This is a genomic window from Synechococcus sp. Lug-A (assembly GCF_024345655.1).
GTDB lineage: Bacteria > Cyanobacteriota > Cyanobacteriia > PCC-6307 > Cyanobiaceae > MW101C3.
In genome coordinates, this window is record NZ_JAGQBN010000019.1 from 1 (window position 1) to 17,935 (window position 17,935).

Genomic DNA, 17,935 nt, shown 5'->3' on the forward strand with positions numbered 1-17,935 from the left:
ACCGAAGGGCTCGGCGGCGCTACCGGCCCCGCCGGCCCGCAGGCCGGCCTTGAGCAGCAGGGCGCCCCAGCCCGCCAGGCCGGGCAGCAAGCCCAGCACCACCGCCGGCGCATGGGCGGCGGGGGTGGCCTGAAAGCTCTGGGCGGCGATCACCAGGCCGATGTAGAGCACGATCGCCATGCCGGCTTCAATCGGCACCAGCTGACCCACAAGGCCGAACACGCCGAACAGGCAACCCAGCCCCATCACCACGCCGTTCAGCCACGAGTAGCCGATGCGGGCCCCCATGCCCTTCCAGCCGGGATGGCCGATGTAGATGGTGGTGGGGAAGCAGGAGCCAAGGGCAGCGGCCACGATCGTGCCCACGCCGTTGATCAGCAGGGAGCTCTTCACCGGGTAGCGGTCACCGGCGGCTTCGGCGCTCTCCAGGTTCTGCAGCGACCCCAGCAGGTTGAACAAGCCCATCGGCACGATCACGCCGAGCCAGGGCAGCAGTTGCCCGCGCGCCTGCCACAGCGCAGCCAGTTGCAGGGGCGGCAGATGCAGGCCCACCTGAGCGGCGTTCGTCTGCCAGGTGAGGGCATCGATCGACACCAGGCCCGTCGCGGCCGCCAGCACGATCCCGAGCAGCACCGCGATCAGACCGCCGGGCAGAGGCAGGCGCAGCTGGCCGTAGTAGGTGACAAGAATCACCGCCAGCACCGCCAGGCCAACCACCGGCTGGGCATAGGTGCGCAGCAGGAACCCCAGTGCGATGTAGCCCAGGGCAATGCCGGCCAGGGTGGAGAGCAGCGCCGCCCGCGGCAACCAGCGCCGCAGGCCCCCCACAAGCCAGGCCCCCCCCGCCTCGATCAGGCCCGAACCCAGGCAGGCCATCAGACCCGCCTGCCACGAGAGACGCACCGCCTCGGCCTCCGGCAGCCCCTGACCCAGCGCTGCCAGCTTCACCGGCAGCATCACCAGGAACACGTAGGCGAACAGGCTGACCGTGTTGATGCCGTAAGGAAGGGCGGTGCGATCGCCACGGCCCTCGCGCTGGGCCAGGCGGAAGGCCTGCCAGGCGTAGGCCCCGTTGCCCACCACCAGGCTGAGGCCAGCCGCCGGCAGGATCACCTGAAAGATGAGGGCATCGGGGAAGCCGAGCACGCCGCGGCAGAGGCCAAGGATCAGCAGGATCTGGATCAGGTTGTCGAGGCCGAGGCCCATCAGGCCGTCGATGTCGCCGGCCACCAGCCAGCGGGGTCTGGAGCTGGCCATGGGCCAAGAGGCAGACGGTGGCTGCATGATCGCCCGGATGCAGCAGCAGGACAGCTCCGGTGCCCTGCGGCGCACCGGAAGTCATCGCTCCCAGGGCAGGGCCGGCAGCTGGCCCTCAGCTGGCCACGTAGTCCTCCACGCTTTCGCTGAAGCGGCGCAGGCTGGCGAGGCCATCACGCTCGAGGTTGCGCACGCGGTCGCGGCTCATGCCGAGGATGCGGCCGATGCCGGTGAGGCTCATCGGTTCTTCCACATCGATGCCGTAACGCATCTTCAGCACATCGCGCTGCAACCCCGGCAGTTGCTCCAGCAGTGCCCGCATATCCCCCCTCAGGCATTCGCTGTCCACGCTCTCCTCCGGCAGCGTCCCGTCCCCCTGCAGCAGATCCAGCAGCTCCGTATCTTCCCCGTCGCCCACCTTCGTTTCCAGGCTCACCGGCTGCCGTGCTCGGCACAGCAGATCCTTCACCTCCTCCTCCGGCAGCTCCACCGCCACCGCCAGCTCACTCAGCGTGGGCGTGCGGCCCAGCTCCTGGCTCAGCTCCCGCTGACCCTTCTTCAGCTTGTTCAGCGTTTCGGTGATGTGGATCGGCAGACGGATCGTGCGGCTCTTCTCCGCAATCGCCCGGGTGATCCCCTGCCGGATCCACCAGTACGCATACGTCGAAAACTTGTAGCCCCGCGTCGGGTCGAACTTCTCCACACCCCGCACCAGGCCGATCGTTCCCTCCTGGATCAGATCCAGCAGCTCCATGTTCCGCTTGGTGTACTTCTTCGCCACGCTCACCACCAGCCGCAGGTTCGCCGCCACCATCCGCTCCTTCGCCCGCCGCCCGCTCGCCAGCTTGCGGCGCAGCACCGGCACCGGCAGCTCCAGCGCCGCCGCCAGCACCTCCATCGTGGGTTTCACCCCGCCGGCGCGCATCTCCAGCTCCAGCTCCGTTTCCTCCAGACGCATCAGCTCCTGCACTTGGCGGCCAAGCGTGATCTCCTGCTCATGGCTCAGCAACGGCACGCGGCCGATGTCCCGCAGATACGAGCGCACCAGGTCGCCGTCCACGGGGGGCAGGGAACGGGGCAGAACCACGGGCCGGGGGTCGGCATCGGCCAGCGACTCGACGGGCCGGGACGGGGAGAGAGCGACAATCACGGCGTGGTGTTTTGACAGTGTGTAAAGCCTAACCTGAAGAAGTGTGAAGTCCCTCTCATCTCGGACTCTTCGGGGCGACATTCCCCTGAGCGCCACCCAGGGCAGCCAGGGTCCGAACAGTGCCGGTCGCCACCTTCTTCCTGCCCTGGCGCTCGCTGGCCAGAGCCGCTCATCCACCCACAACGCAGACCCTGCCTGGGGAGTTGACGCAGCAAGCCAGCCAGCAGGTCCGCCAACCGGCCCCAACGCGCCGCCCTCCGGCAGGGGCCTTCCGCCCAGCTAGAGCGGCATCCCGAGTGAGTCGAGCAGCCAGGTGGCGGTCCTGAGGTAGATGAACACCCCTGCCACGTCGGTGGCGGTGGCGATGAAGGGCGCCGACATCAGGGCTGGATCGAGCCCCAGCCGATCGAAAAGCAGCGGCAGCGCCGCGCCGGCCGTGGCCGCCAGGGTGGTGATGGCCACCAGGCTCAGGCCCGCCGCCACCGCCACCAGCCAGCTGCCTGACACATAGCGGGCCCAGGGCACCACCACCAGCACCATCAGCACCCCCAGCAAGGCGCCGGCCACGGCCTCGCGCCAGATCGCCGGCCAGGTACCGAGCGCCTGGATGCGCTGGGTGCTGAGGCCGCGGATCACCACGGTGGAGCTCTGCGAACCCACGTTGCCGCCCGTGCCGATCAGCAGCGGGATGAAGGCCGTCAGCATCACCACCCGCTTCAGCACCGACTCCTGCGAGGCGATCACCGCCGCGGTGCCGGCATTGGCGATCAGCAGCACGAGCAACCACACCACCCGGCGGCGGGCCACGGTGAACAGGTTGCTGCGGAAGTAGTCGTCCTCATCGCCCGCCTGAACGGCGCCGGCCGCGTAGAGGTCACGGGTGGCCTCCTGCTGGATCACATCGATCACGTCGTCGACGGTGACGATCCCCACCAGCCGCTCCTCGCGGTCCACCACCGGCACCGCCAGGAAGTCGTAGCGCTGGATCACGCGGGCCACCTCCTCCTGATCCGTGGCGGTGGTGACGTTCACCACCTCCCGGGTCATCACATCGCCGATGCGGTCCTCCGGGTCGGCCATCACCAGATCCCGCAGCGAGAGGATGCCAGTGAGGTGGCGCGAAGCGTCGGTCACGTAGAGGCTGTACACGGTTTCAGTGTCCCGGGCCCGCCGCCGCACGATGTCGAGCGCCTGAGCGGCGCTGTGGAACTCCTTGAGGTCGATGAATTCGGTCGTCATCAACCGGCCGGCCGTTTCCGCCTCGTAGCCCAGCAGCTGGGCCGTGACCCGGCGCTCCGCCGGGCTCAGCTCCATCAGCAGGCGCCGCACCACCTTGGCGGGCAGTTCATCGAACAGCCGCACCCGGTCGTCCGGCGACATCTCCTCCACCAGCTCCAGCACCTCGCCGGAACGCAGCCGCTCCACCAGGCTCTGCTGCACATCGCCATCGAGGTATTCGTACACCTCAATCGCCTTGTCCTTGGGCAGCAGGCGGAAGGCCAGGGCCTGCAGCGTGCGCGGCAGGGTGCCGATCGCCTCGGCGCAATCCACCGGCTGAACCGGCTCCAGCAGCAGTTTCACGCCGCCGTAGTTGCTGGCCTTGAGCAGGGCTTCCAGCTGGCGGGACACCACCTCGGCCACCTGCAGGCCGCCACCGAGCACGATCGTGGAGCCGCTGATGCTGCCCACCGCGCCACCGCCGTGCTCAGCGCCGCCGGACTGGCCTCGGCCGGCAGGATCCTGGCGGCCATGGCGGGCGCCGCCGCTGTCGAGCTCGCTCATCGGCCCCGGAGTGGCGGCACATCGAGTGTATGGGGAGGGTTCCTGCCACGGCCTCCCCGGAGCGGCGCTCAGCTTCTAGGGTCAGCCGGCAGCGACAACAACAACCATGAGCGTGAGCGTTTCCAATGTGGTGGTGCGCAGCGCCACAGGCGCGGAGACACCGCTGGCCGGCTATGCCGGCTCGGTGCTGCTGATCGTGAACGTGGCCAGCCGCTGCGGCTTCACCCGCCAGTACGCCGGCCTGCAGACGCTGCAGGACACCTACGGAGCACGCGGCTTCAAGGTGTTGGGCTTCCCCTGCAACGACTTCGGCGCCCAGGAACCGGGCACCCTGCCGGAGATCCAGCAGTTCTGCTCCACCACCTATGGCGCCAGCTTCGAGCTGTTCGACAAGGTGCAGGCCAAGGGCGCGAAGAGCGCTCCCTATGACGTGCTCACCCAGGCCGAACCGGCCGGCGATGTGGAGTGGAACTTCGAGAAGTTCCTGGTGGGCAAGGACGGAACGGTGCTGGCGCGCTTCAAGAGCGCCGTGGATCCCACCGGCCCTGAGCTGACGGCAGCCATCGAGGCGGCCCTCGCCGCCTGAGCCGACCGCAGAGGCGGAGCGGCACCATGCCGCTCACAGCCTGCGGCGACGCAGGGCGGCCATCAGCCGATGGCTGGCGGCGGCCCCTGCGGCCGCTGCCAGCAGACCCAGCACCAGGCTGGCCAGTAGCAGCCAGAGTCCCTCGCCGGCGCGATCGAGCTCGGCCAGCCGCACCAGGTTCAGCATCCAGCTGCTGAAGGTGGTGAGGGCCCCGCAGAAGCCGATGCCGAGGCAGAGCACCAGCGGCGTGCGCCAGGGGATCGGACCCGCCAGCAGGCCAAGCACCAGGCAGCCGGTCAGGTTCACCAATAGCTGCGCCCAGGGGGCACCGCCCAGCACAGGGCCGAGACGAGCTTCCGCCTGCCAGCGCAGCAGGGCGCCAGGCACCGCCCCCGCAGCCACCAGCAGCAGCTCCACGAGCTCGAAACGCAACCGCCGCGCCTGAAGGTCGCCCGGGTCAGGCACGGGCTACCGCCTGCCCCAGCAGCACGGCCAGCACGCCCAGCAGCACGGAGGCCGCCAGCAGCGCCAGTGTTTCGCGTCGCCTGCCGGCCTGCCAGGCCAGCAAGGCTTCCAGCATGAAGGTGGAGAACGTGCTGAAGCTGCCGAGAAAACCGGTGCCGATCAGCAGCAGCAGGGGGCTGCCGGTGCCGCTGGAGCGATCGAGCGCCACCACCAGCCCGAGCGCGAAGCTGGCGGACACGTTGACCGCGAGGGTGGCCCAGTGGCGATGAGGCAACAGCGGCTCAAAGTGGTTGACCAGCCGCAGCCGCAGCCAACTGCCGGGTACCGCACCGACGGCCACCAGCAGGGCCTCATTCACCCGACCAGCCAGCCGCGCCGGGCCGTTCCGGCGGCAGCCGCTGCCTCGACGTGCAACCAGCGTTCCCCCTCGGGCTCCTGCCACACGCGCAGCAGCCGCAGCGGCGCGCCCGCAGACACGGGCAGCAGGCAGGGCGCGCGGTGATGGGGAGAAGCGCGCAGCACGCCATCGCGCGAGCCCTCAGCAAGCAGCGGATCGCCGTTCTGGCGGCGGCGCAGCTCCGGCGTGCGCCAATCGGCGCCACCGGCGGGGAGGGAGGCCGGAGCGATCAGGGCGAAGCCCAGCACCCAGATCCAACGCCAGGCCATCAGATGTCGAGCTGAGCGAAATCGAGCTCGGCGCTGTGGGTTTCGATGAATTCGCGGCGGGGAGCCACTTTGTCTCCCATCAGGATGGTGAAGATGCGATCCGCTTCAGCGGCATCTTCGATCTCCACCCGCTTCATCTTGCGGGTGGAGGGATCCATGGTGGTTTCCCACAGCTGCTTGGGCATCATTTCCCCCAGACCCTTGAAACGCTGGAGGGTGTAATTGGCCTTCTCACCAAAGCCATCAAGGGTTTTCCTGAGGTCTTTTTCGTCGTAGCAGTAGGTGTGGTTCTTGCCGCGCTCCACCTTGTAGAGAGGCGGGCAGGCGATGTAGATGTAGCCGCCTTCCAGCAACATCTTCTGGTAGCGATAGAAGAAGGTAAGCAGCAGCGTGCGGATGTGAGCGCCGTCAACATCCGCGTCGGTCATGATCACGATCCGGTGATAGCGCAGCGAGGATTCATTGAATTCTTCTCCCTTGATGCCCAGCCCCAGACCGGTGATCAGCGCCTGGATCTCGGTGTTCTTATAGATCTTGGCGTCGTCGGTTTTCTCGATGTTGAGGATCTTGCCACGCAGGGGCAGGATCGCCTGGAAGCGGCGGTCGCGGCCCTGCTTGGCGGAGCCACCGGCGGAGTCGCCTTCCACGATGTAGATCTCGGATTCGGAAGGATCGCGGGAGCTGCAATCGGCCAGCTTGCCGGGCAGCGTGGAACTCTCGAGCACCGATTTACGGCGCACCAGTTCACGGGCGCGGCGAGCCGCCTCAGCGGCGTTGAAGGCCTGGATCGCCTTCTCCAGGATCAGGTCGATCACCTGGGGGTGGAACTCAAGGAATTCGCTCAGCGATTCGCCCACCACGGTGTCCACGATGCCGCGCACCTCGGTGTTGCCGAGCTTGGTCTTGGTCTGACCTTCGAATTCCGGATCGGGCACCTTCACCGACAGCACGGCGGTGAGCCCCTCGCGGATGTTCTCGCCCGCCAGGTTGGAATCACCGTCTTTGCGCTTGCCGCGCTTCCTGGCGAAGGTGTTGAGCGTGCGGGTGAGAACTGTTTTCAGACCCTCGATGTGCGTGCCGCCGTCGACGGTGCGGATGTTATTGGCGAAGCCGAGAATGCTGTCGGAGTAGGCGTCCACGCACCACTGCAGCGCAGCCTCCACCTGCACGCCGTCCTTCTCAGCATTCACATAGATGATGTCGGGGTGAAGGGGATCCTTGCCGTCGTTCATGTAGGCGACGTACTCGCGGATACCGCCTTCGTAGTGATAGATCTCCTCGTGGGCGCTGCCGTCGGCGCCGAGGGCCTCGCTGCGTTCATCGCGGAAAACAATCCGCACACCGCCGTTGAGATAGGCCAGCTCCCGCAGCCTGCCGGACAACGTGGTGTAGTCGAAGTGGATACCGCCGGAGAAGATCTCGATATCGGGCTTGAAGCGCACCGCCGTGCCAGTGCGGCCGCTGGTGTCGGCTTCCGAGCGCAGAGTTCCGATCGGGGCGCCGCGCTCGAAGCGCTGGCGGTGCACCTGATCCTGCCGGTGCACGGTCACTTCCACCCACTCGCTGAGCGCGTTCACCACCGAAACGCCCACGCCGTGCAGACCGCCGGACACCTTGTAGCCGCCACTGCCGAACTTGCCGCCGGCGTGCAGAACGGTGAGCACGGTCTCCAGGGCCGACTTGCCGGTGCGCGGGTGCACGTCGGTGGGGATGCCGCGTCCGTTGTCGGTGACCTCTGCGGAGCCGTCCTCGCAAAGGCGCACCAGGATCTCGGTGCAGTGGCCGGCAAGGGCCTCGTCCACCGAGTTATCCACCACCTCATACACAAGGTGATGCAGACCCCGCGGCCCGGTGGTGCCGATGTACATGCCGGGGCGCTTACGCACCGGTTCCAGGCCTTCGAGCACCTGAATCTGTTCGGCGCCGTAGGCGTGCTGAACTTTGGAGGAGTCGCTCATTCCGAAAGGCTCAGGTGGCAAGTTGCGGCGTGCGCCGGTAGCCGGGTGAAGCGGTGCAGCAGCGGCACAGGGCGCTCAAAAGGCCAATCGAGGTGTCGATCTTACCACTGCTGCTTCAGAGGGGCGCCCAGGGGGCGCTCAGCGCCCGTTTGCGACAGGGATGCACCCCCAGTCGCATCTCTGCTCCGTCCGTCCCGCGCCGGGACCGCCCGCAGGCCTCCGGCGCATCCCCTCGGGCCGTTCCTCAGCGAGGCTCAGGTCACCCCCGCGCGCCCTGCGCAGACGCCCCCCGGATGGCCGCTTCGCTTCCCCTCGTGCTCGTGCTGCTCGGGCCCACCGCCAGCGGTAAGTCGGCCCTGGCCCTGGAGCTGGCCGGCCACTTCGACCTCACGGTGCTCTCGGTGGATTCCCGACAGCTTTATGCGGGCATGGACATCGGCACCGCCAAACCCACCGCCGCCGAACGGGTGCGCGTGCCCCACGGCCTGCTCGACCTGCGCCCGCCCGACCAGCCGCTGAACCTGCAGGAGTTCCGCCAGGCGGCCGAGGCCGCCATCGCCGCCGAACACCAGCGCCGCGGCGTGGCCTTTCTCGTGGGGGGCAGCGGGCTGTACCTGCAGGCCCTCACCCAGGGGCTGCAGCCACCGCCGGTTCCGCCACAGCCGGCCCTGCGCGCCCAACTGGCGGCGCTGGGGCCAGCCACCTGCCACCAGTTGCTGCGTCAGGCCGACCCGGAGGCGGCAGGGCGCATCGACCATGCCGACACCGTGCGCACCCAGCGGGCCCTGGAGGTGCTGTACGCCACCGGCCGGCCCCTGTCCAGCCAGCAGAGCCAACGGCCACCTGCCTGGCGGGTGCTTGAACTGGGCCTTGACCCCAGCGACCTCAGGCAGCGGATCGCCCGCCGTACCCGTTCGCTCTATGCCGATGGCCTGGTGGAGGAAACGGAGGAGCTGGCCCGGCGCTTCGGCCCCAACCTGCCGCTGCTGCAGACGATCGGCTACGGCGAAGCGCTGCAGCTGCTGGCGGGCGAGCTGAGCGAGGCGGAGGCGATCAGCCGAACCGACCAGCGCACGCGGCAGTATGCCAAGCGCCAGCGCACCTGGTTCCGGCGCCGGCATGACCCTCTGTGGCTGGATCCGGCCGCTGGCGCCACCGATCTACTGAGGGCCGCCATGGTGGCGGTCGAAGGGGTTCTAGGGTAAGTGTGAGTGCTCGACGGCTGTTCCCCGTGCCGGCCTCCGCTACGCCCCTCGCTTCTTTGAATGCCTCCTCGTCCTCGGTTTGATCGTCGTGCTCCCGTGCGGGAGCTCCCCAACATCAACGAACGCATCAGTTACCCCCAGTTACGGGTGGTCGATGCCGACGGCAGTCAGCTCGGCGTGATCACCAGGGAGGAAGCCCTCGAGGTCGCCAAGGACCGTGAGCTCGACCTTGTGCTGGTGAGCGAGAAGGCGGATCCGCCGGTGTGTCGGATCATGGACTATGGCAAGTTCAAGTTCGAGCAGGAAAAAAAGGCCAAGGAAGCCAAGAAGAAGTCGCATCAAACCGAAGTCAAGGAGGTGAAGATGCGCTACAAGATCGATTCGCACGATTACCAGGTGCGCATCGGTCAGGCCATCCGCTTCCTCAAGGACGGCGACAAGGTGAAGTGCACGGTGATCTTCCGCGGCCGGGAGATTCAGCACACGGCGCTGGCTGAGCAGTTGCTGTATCGGATGGCCAAAGACCTCGAGGAAAGCGCCGAGATCCAGCAGGACCCCAAGCGCGAGGGGCGCAACATGATCATGTTCCTCACGCCGCGCAAAACGCCGCTCACCAAGGAAAAAGATGCCGCTGCCCTGGCGGCCAAGGCGGTGCGCACCATTCCGTCACCGCAGCGCCAGACCAGCGCCGCCGCTGCAGGCGAGGCCGCCGAGGGCTGAGCGCGCACGCAGGCGCAGAGCCTTGCTCGCTGCTGCGGCACGCCCATGCTCAGAGCGTGGTGGCGAACAGTTCGAGCATTCCCTGCCAGCCGGCGGCGGCAGCAGCGGGGTCATGGTCGGGCCTGGCCTCGCACATGAATCCGTGGCCCGCCTCCAGTTCGATCAGCCGGTGGCGCCCGCCCGCCGGATCGGCCTGGCGTAACGCAGCCCCGATCGCCGCCAGCTCAGCGGCCGGCATCAGCGGATCGCGCCGCCCGCAGAAACACCAGACCCTGCCAGTGACCTCCGGTAACACCTCCAGGGTGGGGGGGCCGCCCCCCGGCCTGCCGCTGGCCACCCCTGCCCCGTAAAAGTCTGCGGTGGCAGCGATCTGGGGCAGGCTGGCCGCCAGCAGAGCGGCGTGGCCGCCGAAACAGAAGCCCACGCAGCCCAGCAGGCCGGCCCCGGTGCGTTCCTGCAACCACTGGCAGGCCACGTCCAGATCAGCCAGCAGCTCGGCGCTGCTGGTGCGGTCCTTGTGGCTGCGTCCTTCGGCCAGATCATCGGCCCTGTAGCCCAGCTCCAGGGACGGAGCGCTGCGGGCGAACAGGGGCACCGCCAGCGCCGCATACCCCTCCAGAGCCAGCCGGTCGGCGACCGAACGCACCCAGGCGTTGATGCCGAAAACCTCCGGCAGCACAAGGATGGCGCCCCGTGCGGGCTGGGCGGGAGCAGCCCACCAGCAACGCAGCGGCACCGAAACCACACCGCTGCGCTGCGCCTGCTCGCCTGCCAGCGAACCTGCCGGCCTGTCAGCAGCCACCAGGCCAGGAGCAGCAGCAGCGGGGGCTGCGGGAAGGGTGATCCACTCGGCCACGGATGCTGTCGCAGGGGTCGGCCCACACGATGCCACTGCGGCGGTTGGGCCAGTGGCGGAGCAACCGGCACAGTCTCTTATGACAAACAGGGAATTGTCACCGGGGCCGAAGCTCCGTAGGGTGTCCCCAGACGTTCAGGTCCGGGCCGGCGTGCGATTTCACATCCAGCAGGAAAGCGACATCCCGGCGTCGACCCAGCTGTACAACCAGATCTGCTTCGCGATCGCGGCCCGTCATTACCCGCCGGGCCACCGCCTGCCGAGCACGCGGCAGCTGGCCATGCAGACCGGCCTGCACCGCAACACGATCAGCAAGGTCTACCGCCAGCTGGAGAACGACGGTGTCGTGGAGGCGATGGCGGGCTCCGGCATCTATGTGCGCGATCAGCAGAAGCCGCGCGAGCTGAAGGCACCGCCGGGCCTGCGCAACCGCCTGCGGCCCGACATCGACCGCGAGGTGCGCCAGTGCGTCGACGGCCTGCTCAACGCCGGCTGCACGCTGCAGCAGGCCAGGGAGCTGCTCACCCGCGAAATCGACTGGCGGCTGCGCTGCGGCGCCCGCGTGCTGGTGAGCACACCGCGCGAGGACATCGGCGCCTCGCTGCTGATCGCCGAAGAACTGGTGCCCGTGCTGGAGGTGCCCGTCGAAGTGGTGCCGATGGAGGAGCTCGAGGCGGTGCTGGAGAGTTCGAGCAACGGCACGGTGGTCACCAGCCGCTACTTCCTCCAGCCCGTGGAGGAGTTGGCCCAGCGCTTCGGCGTGCGCGCCGTGGCGGTGGATCTCAACGACTTCCGCCACGAGCTCGATCTGCTCAAGGAGCTGCGGACGGGCAGTTGCGTGGGCCTGGTGAGCATCAGTCCCGGCATCCTGCGGGCCGCGGAGGTGATCCTGCACAGCATGCGCGGCAACGAGCTGCTGGTGATGACCGCCAACCCCGACGTGGGCAGCCGCCTGCTGGCCCTGCTGCGGGCCGCCAGCCACGTGCTCTGCGACCGGCCGAGCCTGCCGCTGGTGGAGCAGACCCTCCGCCAGAACCGCGCCCAGTTGATGCGGCTGCCCCAGGTGCACTGCGCCCAGAGCTACCTGGGGGCCTCCACCATCGATCTGCTGCGCAAGGAGATCGGCCTCACCGGCCAGCGCGATGGCTACGGCGATCCCGAAACCATGAAGGTGGGATGAGCAGCGTGAAGCCATCTCCGCCCGGCTCGATCGGGCGGTTGCTGCGTGCGATCGGCGCCGACCTGCGCATGATCAAAGAGCGCGACCCTGCCGCGCGCGGCACGGTGGAGATCCTGCTCTGCTATCCGGGCTTCCATGCCCTGGTGCTGCACCGTTTCAGCCACCGCCTGTGGCGGCTGGGCCTGCCGCTGGTGCCGCGGGTGCTCTCGCAGGTGGGGCGCAGCCTCACCGGCGTGGAGATCCACCCGGGCGCGCAGATCGGCCATGGGGTCTTCATCGACCACGGCATGGGCGTGGTGATCGGAGAAACGGCCGTGATCGGCGATCGCTGCCTGCTGTTTCAGGGGGTCACCCTCGGCGGCACGGGCAAGGAACACGGCAAGCGCCATCCCACGCTCGGCGAGAACGTGGTGGTGGGGGCAGGAGCGCAGGTGCTCGGCGCGATCGTGGTGGGATCGAACACCCGCATCGGCGCCGGCTCGGTGGTGCTGCGGGATGTGGCGCCCGACAGCACGGTGGTGGGCGTTCCCGGCAGGGTGGTGCATCAATCGGGGGTGAGGATCGATCCTCTGGCGCACTCGCAGCTGCCGGATGCGGAAGCCAGGGTGATTCGCAACCTGATGGAGCGCATCGACACGCTCGAAGGTGAGGTGGGTCGCCTGCAGAACTGCCTGCGGGAAGTGGCCGCCGGCCGCCCCCTGCAGGACATCTGCGGCGGCAAGGCCCAAAACCTGAGGGACCGCGAGATCCTCGAGTTCCTGGGCGATGGCCCCGGCGATGGGCCGGGTAGCGGGCTGCTGACGGCGCCGGCTGACGGCGTCGACTGACGCATGAGCTGCGGCGGCGCAGGCTCTGACGCTCAGCCGGTGACCACCGTTTCGGCGGTTTCCATGCGGGGCTGAAACATGAACATGGAGTAGATCACGTTGCGGCGCATGGAGGTCATCATCTCCAGGAACATGTCGTAGCCCTCGTTCTTGTATTCGATCAAGGGATCCTTCTGCCCGTAGCCGCGCAGACCCACCGATTCACGCAGGGCATCCATGGCCTGCAGATGTTCGCGCCAGAGGGTGTCGATCTGCTGGAGGATGAAGAACCGCTCCGCCTCCCGCATCAGCCCAGGCCTCACCTGCTCGATCTGGCTCTCCTTGAGGTCGTAGGCGTTGCGCAGCTGCTCGCGCAGGAATGCCTTGAGCTCTTCGGTGGAAAGGCCCTGGAGCTGCTCGGGCGTGAGATCGGCCAGCAGGTACACGAACTCCTGAACCTTGGCCACCAACCGGCCCAGATCCCATTCCTCGGGCGGCAGATCAGGGTTCACGTAGGCATCCACAATGTCAGACATGGTGCGTTCGCCGTAGCCGATCACCTGCAGCTTGAGCTCCCGGCCTTCGAGCACGCGGCGCCGCTCGGCATACACCGCTCGGCGCTGGTTGTTCATCACTTCGTCGTACTCGAACACCTGCTTGCGGATGTCGTAGTAGTAGGTTTCCACCTTCTTCTGCGCCCCTTCCAGCGAGCGGGTGAGCATGCCCGATTCGATCGGCATGTCTTCTTCCACCCGGAAGGCATTCATCAATCCGGCCACACGTTCACCGCCGAAGATGCGCAGGAGATTGTCTTCCAGCGAAAGGAAGAAGCGGGTGCTGCCGGGATCGCCCTGGCGTCCGGCCCGGCCGCGCAGCTGGTTATCGACCCGGCGCGATTCGTGCCGCTCGGTGCCGATCACGTGCAGACCACCGGCCTGCCGCACCCGCTCCTCCTCCTCCTTCACCACCACGTCGTACTCGGCGCGGACCCGGGCGATCAGGCTGCGCAGCGCCTGAATCTGGGGGTCGTCGGTGGGGGCCTTCTCCGCCGCCTGGGCGATCCGGTCTTCCAGCTGCAGCACGCTGAGGGCCCGGTCACCCCAGGCTTTCACCAGTTCACGGGCCAGCTCCACCAACGATTGCTCGGTGGCGGGGGTGAGGGCGCAGGGGAAAAGAGCGCCGATGGCACGGGCCTCGCTGGGCGCCGAGGCCGGCAGGGCGGCACCGGGAGCAAAACCGGCCCGGGAAGCCTCCCGGGGCAGGGGGATCGGCGGCCGATGGCCCTCCTCCGGCCGCACCAGCAGGGGCAGGAGCACTTCCCTGAGCTTCAGCCGTGCCATGTAATCGGTGTTGCCGCCGAGGATGATGTCGGTACCGCGGCCCGCCATGTTGGTGGCGATCGTGACGGCTCCGGCCCGGCCGGCCTGGGCCACGATCTCCGCCTCACGTTCAACGTTTTCGGGCTTGGCGTTCAGCAGGTTGTGGGGAATGCCCTGCTCGGCCAGCAAAGAGGAGAGCAGCTCCGACTTCTCCACGCTGGTGGTGCCCACCAGGATGGGGCGCCCGTCGTGGTGAATGGTGGCGGTTTCCAGAGCCACCGCCCGCCATTTGGCCACTTCGTTCTTATACACCTGATCCACCAGATCGGTGCGGGAGCGCTGCCGATTGGTGGGCACCACAGTCACTTCGAGTTTGTAGGTTTTCTCGAATTCGACTTCTTCTGTCTTGGCGGTGCCGGTCATGCCGGCCAGGCGTGGATAGAGCAGGAAGAAGTTCTGGTAGGTGATGCTGGCGAGTGTCTGAGTTTCCGGCTGGATCGGCAGATTCTCCTTGGCCTCGATCGCCTGGTGCTGCCCATCACTCCAGCGGCGACCGGGCATCACCCTGCCGGTGAACTCATCCACGATCACTGCGTCTTCGCCGCGCACGATGTAGTTGACATCTTTGATGAACAGCTCCTTGGCCTTGAGCGCATTGGTGATGTAGTGGGCCCAGGGATCGGCGGGGTCGAACAGGTCTTCCACTCCCAGCAACTGCTCAGCCTTGGCATACCCCTCATCGGTGAGGGTCACATTGCGCTGCTTCTCATCCACCTCGTAATCCCCTTCGGGATCCACACCATCTTTCGAGCTGCCTTCAGCACGGATGAGCTCATTAGCAATATCAGCAGCGCGGCGGTATTTCTCCTGGGGGCGCTCCACCTGCCCTGAGATGATCAGGGGCGTGCGCGCTTCATCCACCAGGATGGAATCAACCTCGTCAATCACGCAATAATTGAATTCACGCTGCACCACTTCTTCGATATCATTCGCCATGTTGTCGCGAAGATAATCAAAGCCCAGCTCACTATTGGTGGCATAGGTGATATCGCAGCCGTAGTTGCGACGCCGCTCGCTGGGCGGCATGTCCTGCTGGATCAGCCCCACGGACAGCCCCAGGAAGCGGTGCACCTGCCCCATCCACTCGGCATCACGACGCGCCAGGTAGTCGTTCACCGTGACCACGTGCACACCCTTGCCGGTGAGCGCATTGAGATAGGAGGGCAAGGTGGCCACAAGGGTCTTGCCTTCACCCGTCTTCATCTCGGCGATCTGCCCCTCGTGCAGCACCATGCCGCCGATCAGCTGCACATCGAAGTGGCGCATCCCGAGCACCCGCTTGCCCGCTTCGCGCACCACGGCGAAGGCTTCAGGCAGGAGCTCATCGAGCAGGGCCTTGCGGCGCGCGGCCGTCTCAGGCTTCTCCAGCTTCTGGCGGAACTCGGCCGTCAGGCCCCGCAGCTCCTCGTCGCTGAGGGGCTCGATCTCCTCTTCCAGCAGGTTGATGTCGGACACCAACGGCTGGTAGCGCTTCAGCTTGCGGGCATTGGGATCACCCAGCAGCAGCTTGAGCATGGAGAAAGCCTGTCCGTAGTTGCTTACCCTACCATCGCAAAACCGCGGCCGAGAGCGAAGAATCGTGCTGCTGCAAGGGTTTTCGGTGCTCCGCTCGTCGGGGATCCGCACCTGGGGCGCCCACGGACCGCGGCGGGAGCACCGAACCGGCACCGGTCAGGCGGCCCTGACCAACGGTGTCAGACGGATCAGCGGAGGGGGGGCTGCTCGCGGTACCCACCACACCCCGGTCCTGCTGCTGTATCTCGATGCTGGCGGCCTTCCAGGCATTGCCGCTATTGGGAGGGAGGGAGGATCAGCAACTGCCGGAGTCACGGGCAACCAGGGAGTGCTCGAGGTCGACCCGATCCAGGCCCACCGCCACGCGGCTCCAGGCATCGATCCTGCCGATCCGGCTGAGCGAGACCCCAGGAAGCTGGTGAGCAGCGAGGGGATGGTCCAACTCCCGAGCCGATCCGGGCCAGGGGTCAGCGGCCGTGGCGCCGGCGCAGGACCTTGTCCTTGCGGTGAACTCCAGATGGTGGCTCTGTCCAGCACATCCGGGAATGTGTCGTCGGGGCCCCAACCTTCTGGATCCGCTGGTGGCGGTGCGGTGCTGCTGAGGGAGCCGGGGACGGATCTGAAGGATTAGGGGTAGTCGGTGGCGAGCAGCTCGGCAGATGCGCTGCATGGCTGCAGCAAGCCCGGCTTCTGGTAGCTTCCGTGGCGTCCAATGCGGTCCCGTAGGCTGAATGGAGGTGCAGTTTCGAAGCCTTGATTGTTTTCGAAAGCTTCCTCCGGCTGCGTCTGGCCAAAAATGGTGTAACTCCAATAACCATCTGTTGCATGAGTGGGCCGTCCCCGATGTGGAGATGTACCCCGATAACGATGATCCTGCCCGGCAAGACAATCCAAAGGATCTGGGTGTGAGCCGGCCCCCTACTAGGCACCTGTGGCGCATGGACGGGCAGCAGAACCGGCACCTGCGGAACCTTCTGGGACCGGCCATTAGGGAATCGCAGGCGCATCGGCAAAAGAATGGCCAGCGTGGTGACTGGCAGAATCGCTCCCAAAAGAGTTGCTCAGTCACGCTAAATGCTCCCAATGGATAGCCTCCTCTCCACCATCAGCATCCAGTCGTGGGTGTCCATTGGCGACTACGAGCTCAACTTCGCAGGAGTCAGCGGTGCTCCCACGCTAAGGCCCTCCTCAGACCTCGAAAGAAAGCTAAGCCTGCCCTCAAGGTCCAACCCCAATCAAGCAGACTCTTCTCCGCTTCGCGTGGGTGTGCACATACATGCCTTCCATCTAGAGGAGTGTCAGCAGATTCTTGATCACATCAGCCATGCACTGCCCAGTTGCGATCTATTGATCACCACTGACACTAGCAGCAAAAAGACAGCAATCGAGCTCCAGCTCAGCCAATACGCCTCACCACCATGGTGTCAACGGTTAGTGGTGCGGACGATTCCGAACAGAGGTCGGAACCTGGTGCCCCTTCTGAGTGATGGCCTGAGTTTTCTTCAACCCTGCCAGCTTGCCTTGCACTTACACACCAAACGAACCGAACACAAGAGTTTTGGCGGCAACTGGTTTTCCGACCTCCTCAGTGAGCTGGTGGGAGAAAGCCAGCGGGTAGACAGTGTGATTCAAGCCTTCACGAACCATCCTGATCTGGGCCTGGCCTTCCCCCACCCAAGAGAGCTGATCCGGCCATACCTCAACTGGGGAGCGAATTTCGATATTGCCGCCGTGCTGGTGAAAGGGCTCTGGCCAGGGCGCCAACTCAGCATCCAAGCCCCACTGATTTTTCCACAGGGAATGATGCTCTGGTTTCGGCCACAGGCCCTGGCACCGCTCGCTGATGCCTTGGCGCTGCTCTCCCCCCTGCCGCTGGAGCCGGTTCTCTATGACGGAACCCCCCTTCACGCCCTTGAGCGACTCACGGCACACGCTTGCGAGGTGGCTGGTCTGCGCTGGGCAATGCTTCCCATCAACCAGCCCGACAGCCACGACACCAGCAGCCATTCCCTGCCTTCCCTTCTGAGCGTGTGGGAGCCGCAGCCCGAGGTCTACCTGGCAGGAGTGGCCGCCCTGGCCGAGCAGCATCGCCGGCTGCAGGAGGAGCTGGCCGAGCGGGGAGCAGACCTTCAGGCCATTCGTAACCATCGCGACAGCTTGGACGAGGCCCTTCGGGCGAACGGCGTGACCCTGCAGGAGCAGAGCGTGACCCTGCAGGAGCAGAGCGTGACCCTGCAAGAGCAGAGCGTGACCCTGCAGGAGCAGAGCGCTGCCTTGGCGAAGGCCACCGCAACGCTGCGCGAACGTGAAGCCGACCTGCAGGCCCTGCGCCAATCATTGAGCTGGCGGCTTACAGGCCCGCTACGTAGGCTCACTCGCATGGCTCGCGGAGAAACCAATTGAATCCCTC

General features: G+C 66.6%; 16 protein-coding genes. 6 read left to right on the forward strand and 10 right to left on the reverse strand.

The annotated features are described in order from the left end of the window. The 3 genes from KBY86_RS12990 to mgtE all read right to left on the reverse strand — a co-directional run. Positions 1 to 1,257 (reverse strand): NCS2 family permease (locus tag KBY86_RS12990; RefSeq protein WP_255141413.1); only part of this gene is annotated, 1,257 nt, incomplete at its 3' end. Positions 1,258 to 1,372: 115 nt separating this feature from the next. Further along, positions 1,373 to 2,368 (reverse strand): RpoD/SigA family RNA polymerase sigma factor, encoded by a 996-nt coding sequence (locus tag KBY86_RS12995; RefSeq protein ID WP_315855866.1) that lies wholly within the window; start codon positions 2,366 to 2,368, stop codon positions 1,373 to 1,375. 318 nt (positions 2,369 to 2,686) lie between these two features. Next, positions 2,687 to 4,189 (reverse strand): magnesium transporter, encoded by a 1,503-nt coding sequence (mgtE, locus tag KBY86_RS13000; RefSeq protein ID WP_094511096.1) that lies wholly within the window; start codon positions 4,187 to 4,189, stop codon positions 2,687 to 2,689. A gap of 106 nt (positions 4,190 to 4,295) precedes the next feature. On the opposite strand from mgtE, the gene KBY86_RS13005 reads away from it, so the two are divergent. Beyond that, positions 4,296 to 4,775, forward strand: a complete 480-nt coding sequence (locus tag KBY86_RS13005) for a glutathione peroxidase (RefSeq protein WP_261347612.1) — start codon at positions 4,296 to 4,298, stop codon at positions 4,773 to 4,775. A 33-nt stretch (positions 4,776 to 4,808) separates the two neighbouring features. Here the strand turns inward: KBY86_RS13005 and KBY86_RS13010 are convergent, their stop codons facing one another. The 4 genes from KBY86_RS13010 to gyrB are packed head-to-tail and all read right to left on the reverse strand — an operon-like array spanning position 4,809 to position 7,864. Continuing rightward, a complete protein-coding gene (locus tag KBY86_RS13010; protein WP_255141414.1) occupies positions 4,809 to 5,240 on the reverse strand; it encodes a CrcB family protein in 432 nt (143 codons plus the stop codon). Continuing rightward, positions 5,233 to 5,610, reverse strand: a complete 378-nt coding sequence (locus KBY86_RS13015; RefSeq protein ID WP_094511495.1) for a CrcB family protein — start codon at positions 5,608 to 5,610, stop codon at positions 5,233 to 5,235. The genes KBY86_RS13010 and KBY86_RS13015 overlap by 8 nt, the downstream gene beginning before the upstream one ends. Continuing rightward, positions 5,595 to 5,906: an SH3 domain-containing protein gene (locus KBY86_RS13020; protein ID WP_255100537.1), complete on the reverse strand. Its 312-nt coding sequence runs from the start codon at positions 5,904 to 5,906 to the stop codon at positions 5,595 to 5,597. The genes KBY86_RS13015 and KBY86_RS13020 overlap by 16 nt, the downstream gene beginning before the upstream one ends. Beyond that, positions 5,906 to 7,864 (reverse strand): DNA topoisomerase (ATP-hydrolyzing) subunit B, encoded by a 1,959-nt coding sequence (gyrB, locus tag KBY86_RS13025; protein ID WP_094511100.1) that lies wholly within the window; start codon positions 7,862 to 7,864, stop codon positions 5,906 to 5,908. Before gyrB ends, KBY86_RS13020 begins: the two co-directional genes overlap by 1 nt. Positions 7,865 to 8,157: 293 nt before the next feature. Between gyrB and miaA the strand changes: the two genes are divergently transcribed. After that, positions 8,158 to 9,069: a tRNA (adenosine(37)-N6)-dimethylallyltransferase MiaA gene (gene miaA, locus KBY86_RS13030; protein ID WP_255141415.1), complete on the forward strand. Its 912-nt coding sequence runs from the start codon at positions 8,158 to 8,160 to the stop codon at positions 9,067 to 9,069. Between the two features lie 60 nt (positions 9,070 to 9,129). After that, positions 9,130 to 9,789: a translation initiation factor IF-3 gene (gene infC, locus KBY86_RS13035; protein WP_094511102.1), complete on the forward strand. Its 660-nt coding sequence runs from the start codon at positions 9,130 to 9,132 to the stop codon at positions 9,787 to 9,789. A 49-nt stretch (positions 9,790 to 9,838) separates the two neighbouring features. Here infC and KBY86_RS13040 read toward each other — a convergent pair whose 3' ends face one another. Then, a complete protein-coding gene (locus tag KBY86_RS13040; RefSeq protein ID WP_255141416.1) occupies positions 9,839 to 10,645 on the reverse strand; it encodes a dienelactone hydrolase family protein in 807 nt (268 codons plus the stop codon). Between the two features lie 151 nt (positions 10,646 to 10,796). Here KBY86_RS13040 and KBY86_RS13045 point away from each other — a divergent pair, with 151 nt between their 5' ends. Then, a complete protein-coding gene (locus KBY86_RS13045) occupies positions 10,797 to 11,825 on the forward strand; it encodes a GntR family transcriptional regulator (protein ID WP_094511103.1) in 1,029 nt (342 codons plus the stop codon). 38 nt (positions 11,826 to 11,863) lie between these two features. Then, complete coding sequence (gene cysE, locus KBY86_RS13050; protein ID WP_255141458.1) at positions 11,864 to 12,652, forward strand: serine O-acetyltransferase; 789 nt, start codon at positions 11,864 to 11,866, stop codon at positions 12,650 to 12,652. A gap of 32 nt (positions 12,653 to 12,684) precedes the next feature. Here the strand turns inward: cysE and secA are convergent, their stop codons facing one another. Beyond that, positions 12,685 to 15,525, reverse strand: a complete 2,841-nt coding sequence (gene secA / locus KBY86_RS13055; protein WP_255141417.1) for a preprotein translocase subunit SecA — start codon at positions 15,523 to 15,525, stop codon at positions 12,685 to 12,687. Positions 15,526 to 15,820: 295 nt separating this feature from the next. Beyond that, the gene (locus KBY86_RS13060) at positions 15,821 to 15,967 is read right to left on the reverse strand and encodes a hypothetical protein (protein ID WP_255141418.1); all 147 of its coding nucleotides are present in this window, start codon (positions 15,965 to 15,967) and stop codon (positions 15,821 to 15,823) included. Between the two features lie 641 nt (positions 15,968 to 16,608). On the opposite strand from KBY86_RS13060, the gene KBY86_RS13065 reads away from it, so the two are divergent. Then, on the forward strand, positions 16,609 to 17,928 hold the full coding sequence (locus KBY86_RS13065; protein WP_255141419.1) for a rhamnan synthesis F family protein: 1,320 nt from the start codon (positions 16,609 to 16,611) through the stop codon (positions 17,926 to 17,928). Positions 17,929 to 17,935 lie beyond the last annotated feature (7 nt).

What these genes read in the sequence shown, in the direction of transcription:
- mgtE (WP_094511096.1), bottom strand. Translation starts at nt 4,189, where the DNA reads ATGAGCGAGCTCGACAGCGGCGGCGCCCGCCATGGCCGCCAGGATCCT.
- KBY86_RS13005 (WP_261347612.1), top strand. Translation starts at nt 4,296, where the DNA reads ATGAGCGTGAGCGTTTCCAATGTGGTGGTGCGCAGCGCCACAGGCGCG.
- KBY86_RS13020 (WP_255100537.1), bottom strand. Translation starts at nt 5,906, where the DNA reads ATGGCCTGGCGTTGGATCTGGGTGCTGGGCTTCGCCCTGATCGCTCCG.
- gyrB (WP_094511100.1), bottom strand. Translation starts at nt 7,864, where the DNA reads ATGAGCGACTCCTCCAAAGTTCAGCACGCCTACGGCGCCGAACAGATT.
- miaA (WP_255141415.1), top strand. Translation starts at nt 8,158, where the DNA reads ATGGCCGCTTCGCTTCCCCTCGTGCTCGTGCTGCTCGGGCCCACCGCC.
- infC (WP_094511102.1), top strand. Translation starts at nt 9,130, where the DNA reads ATGCCTCCTCGTCCTCGGTTTGATCGTCGTGCTCCCGTGCGGGAGCTC.
- secA (WP_255141417.1), bottom strand. Translation starts at nt 15,525, where the DNA reads ATGCTCAAGCTGCTGCTGGGTGATCCCAATGCCCGCAAGCTGAAGCGC.
- KBY86_RS13065 (WP_255141419.1), top strand. Translation starts at nt 16,609, where the DNA reads ATGGATAGCCTCCTCTCCACCATCAGCATCCAGTCGTGGGTGTCCATT.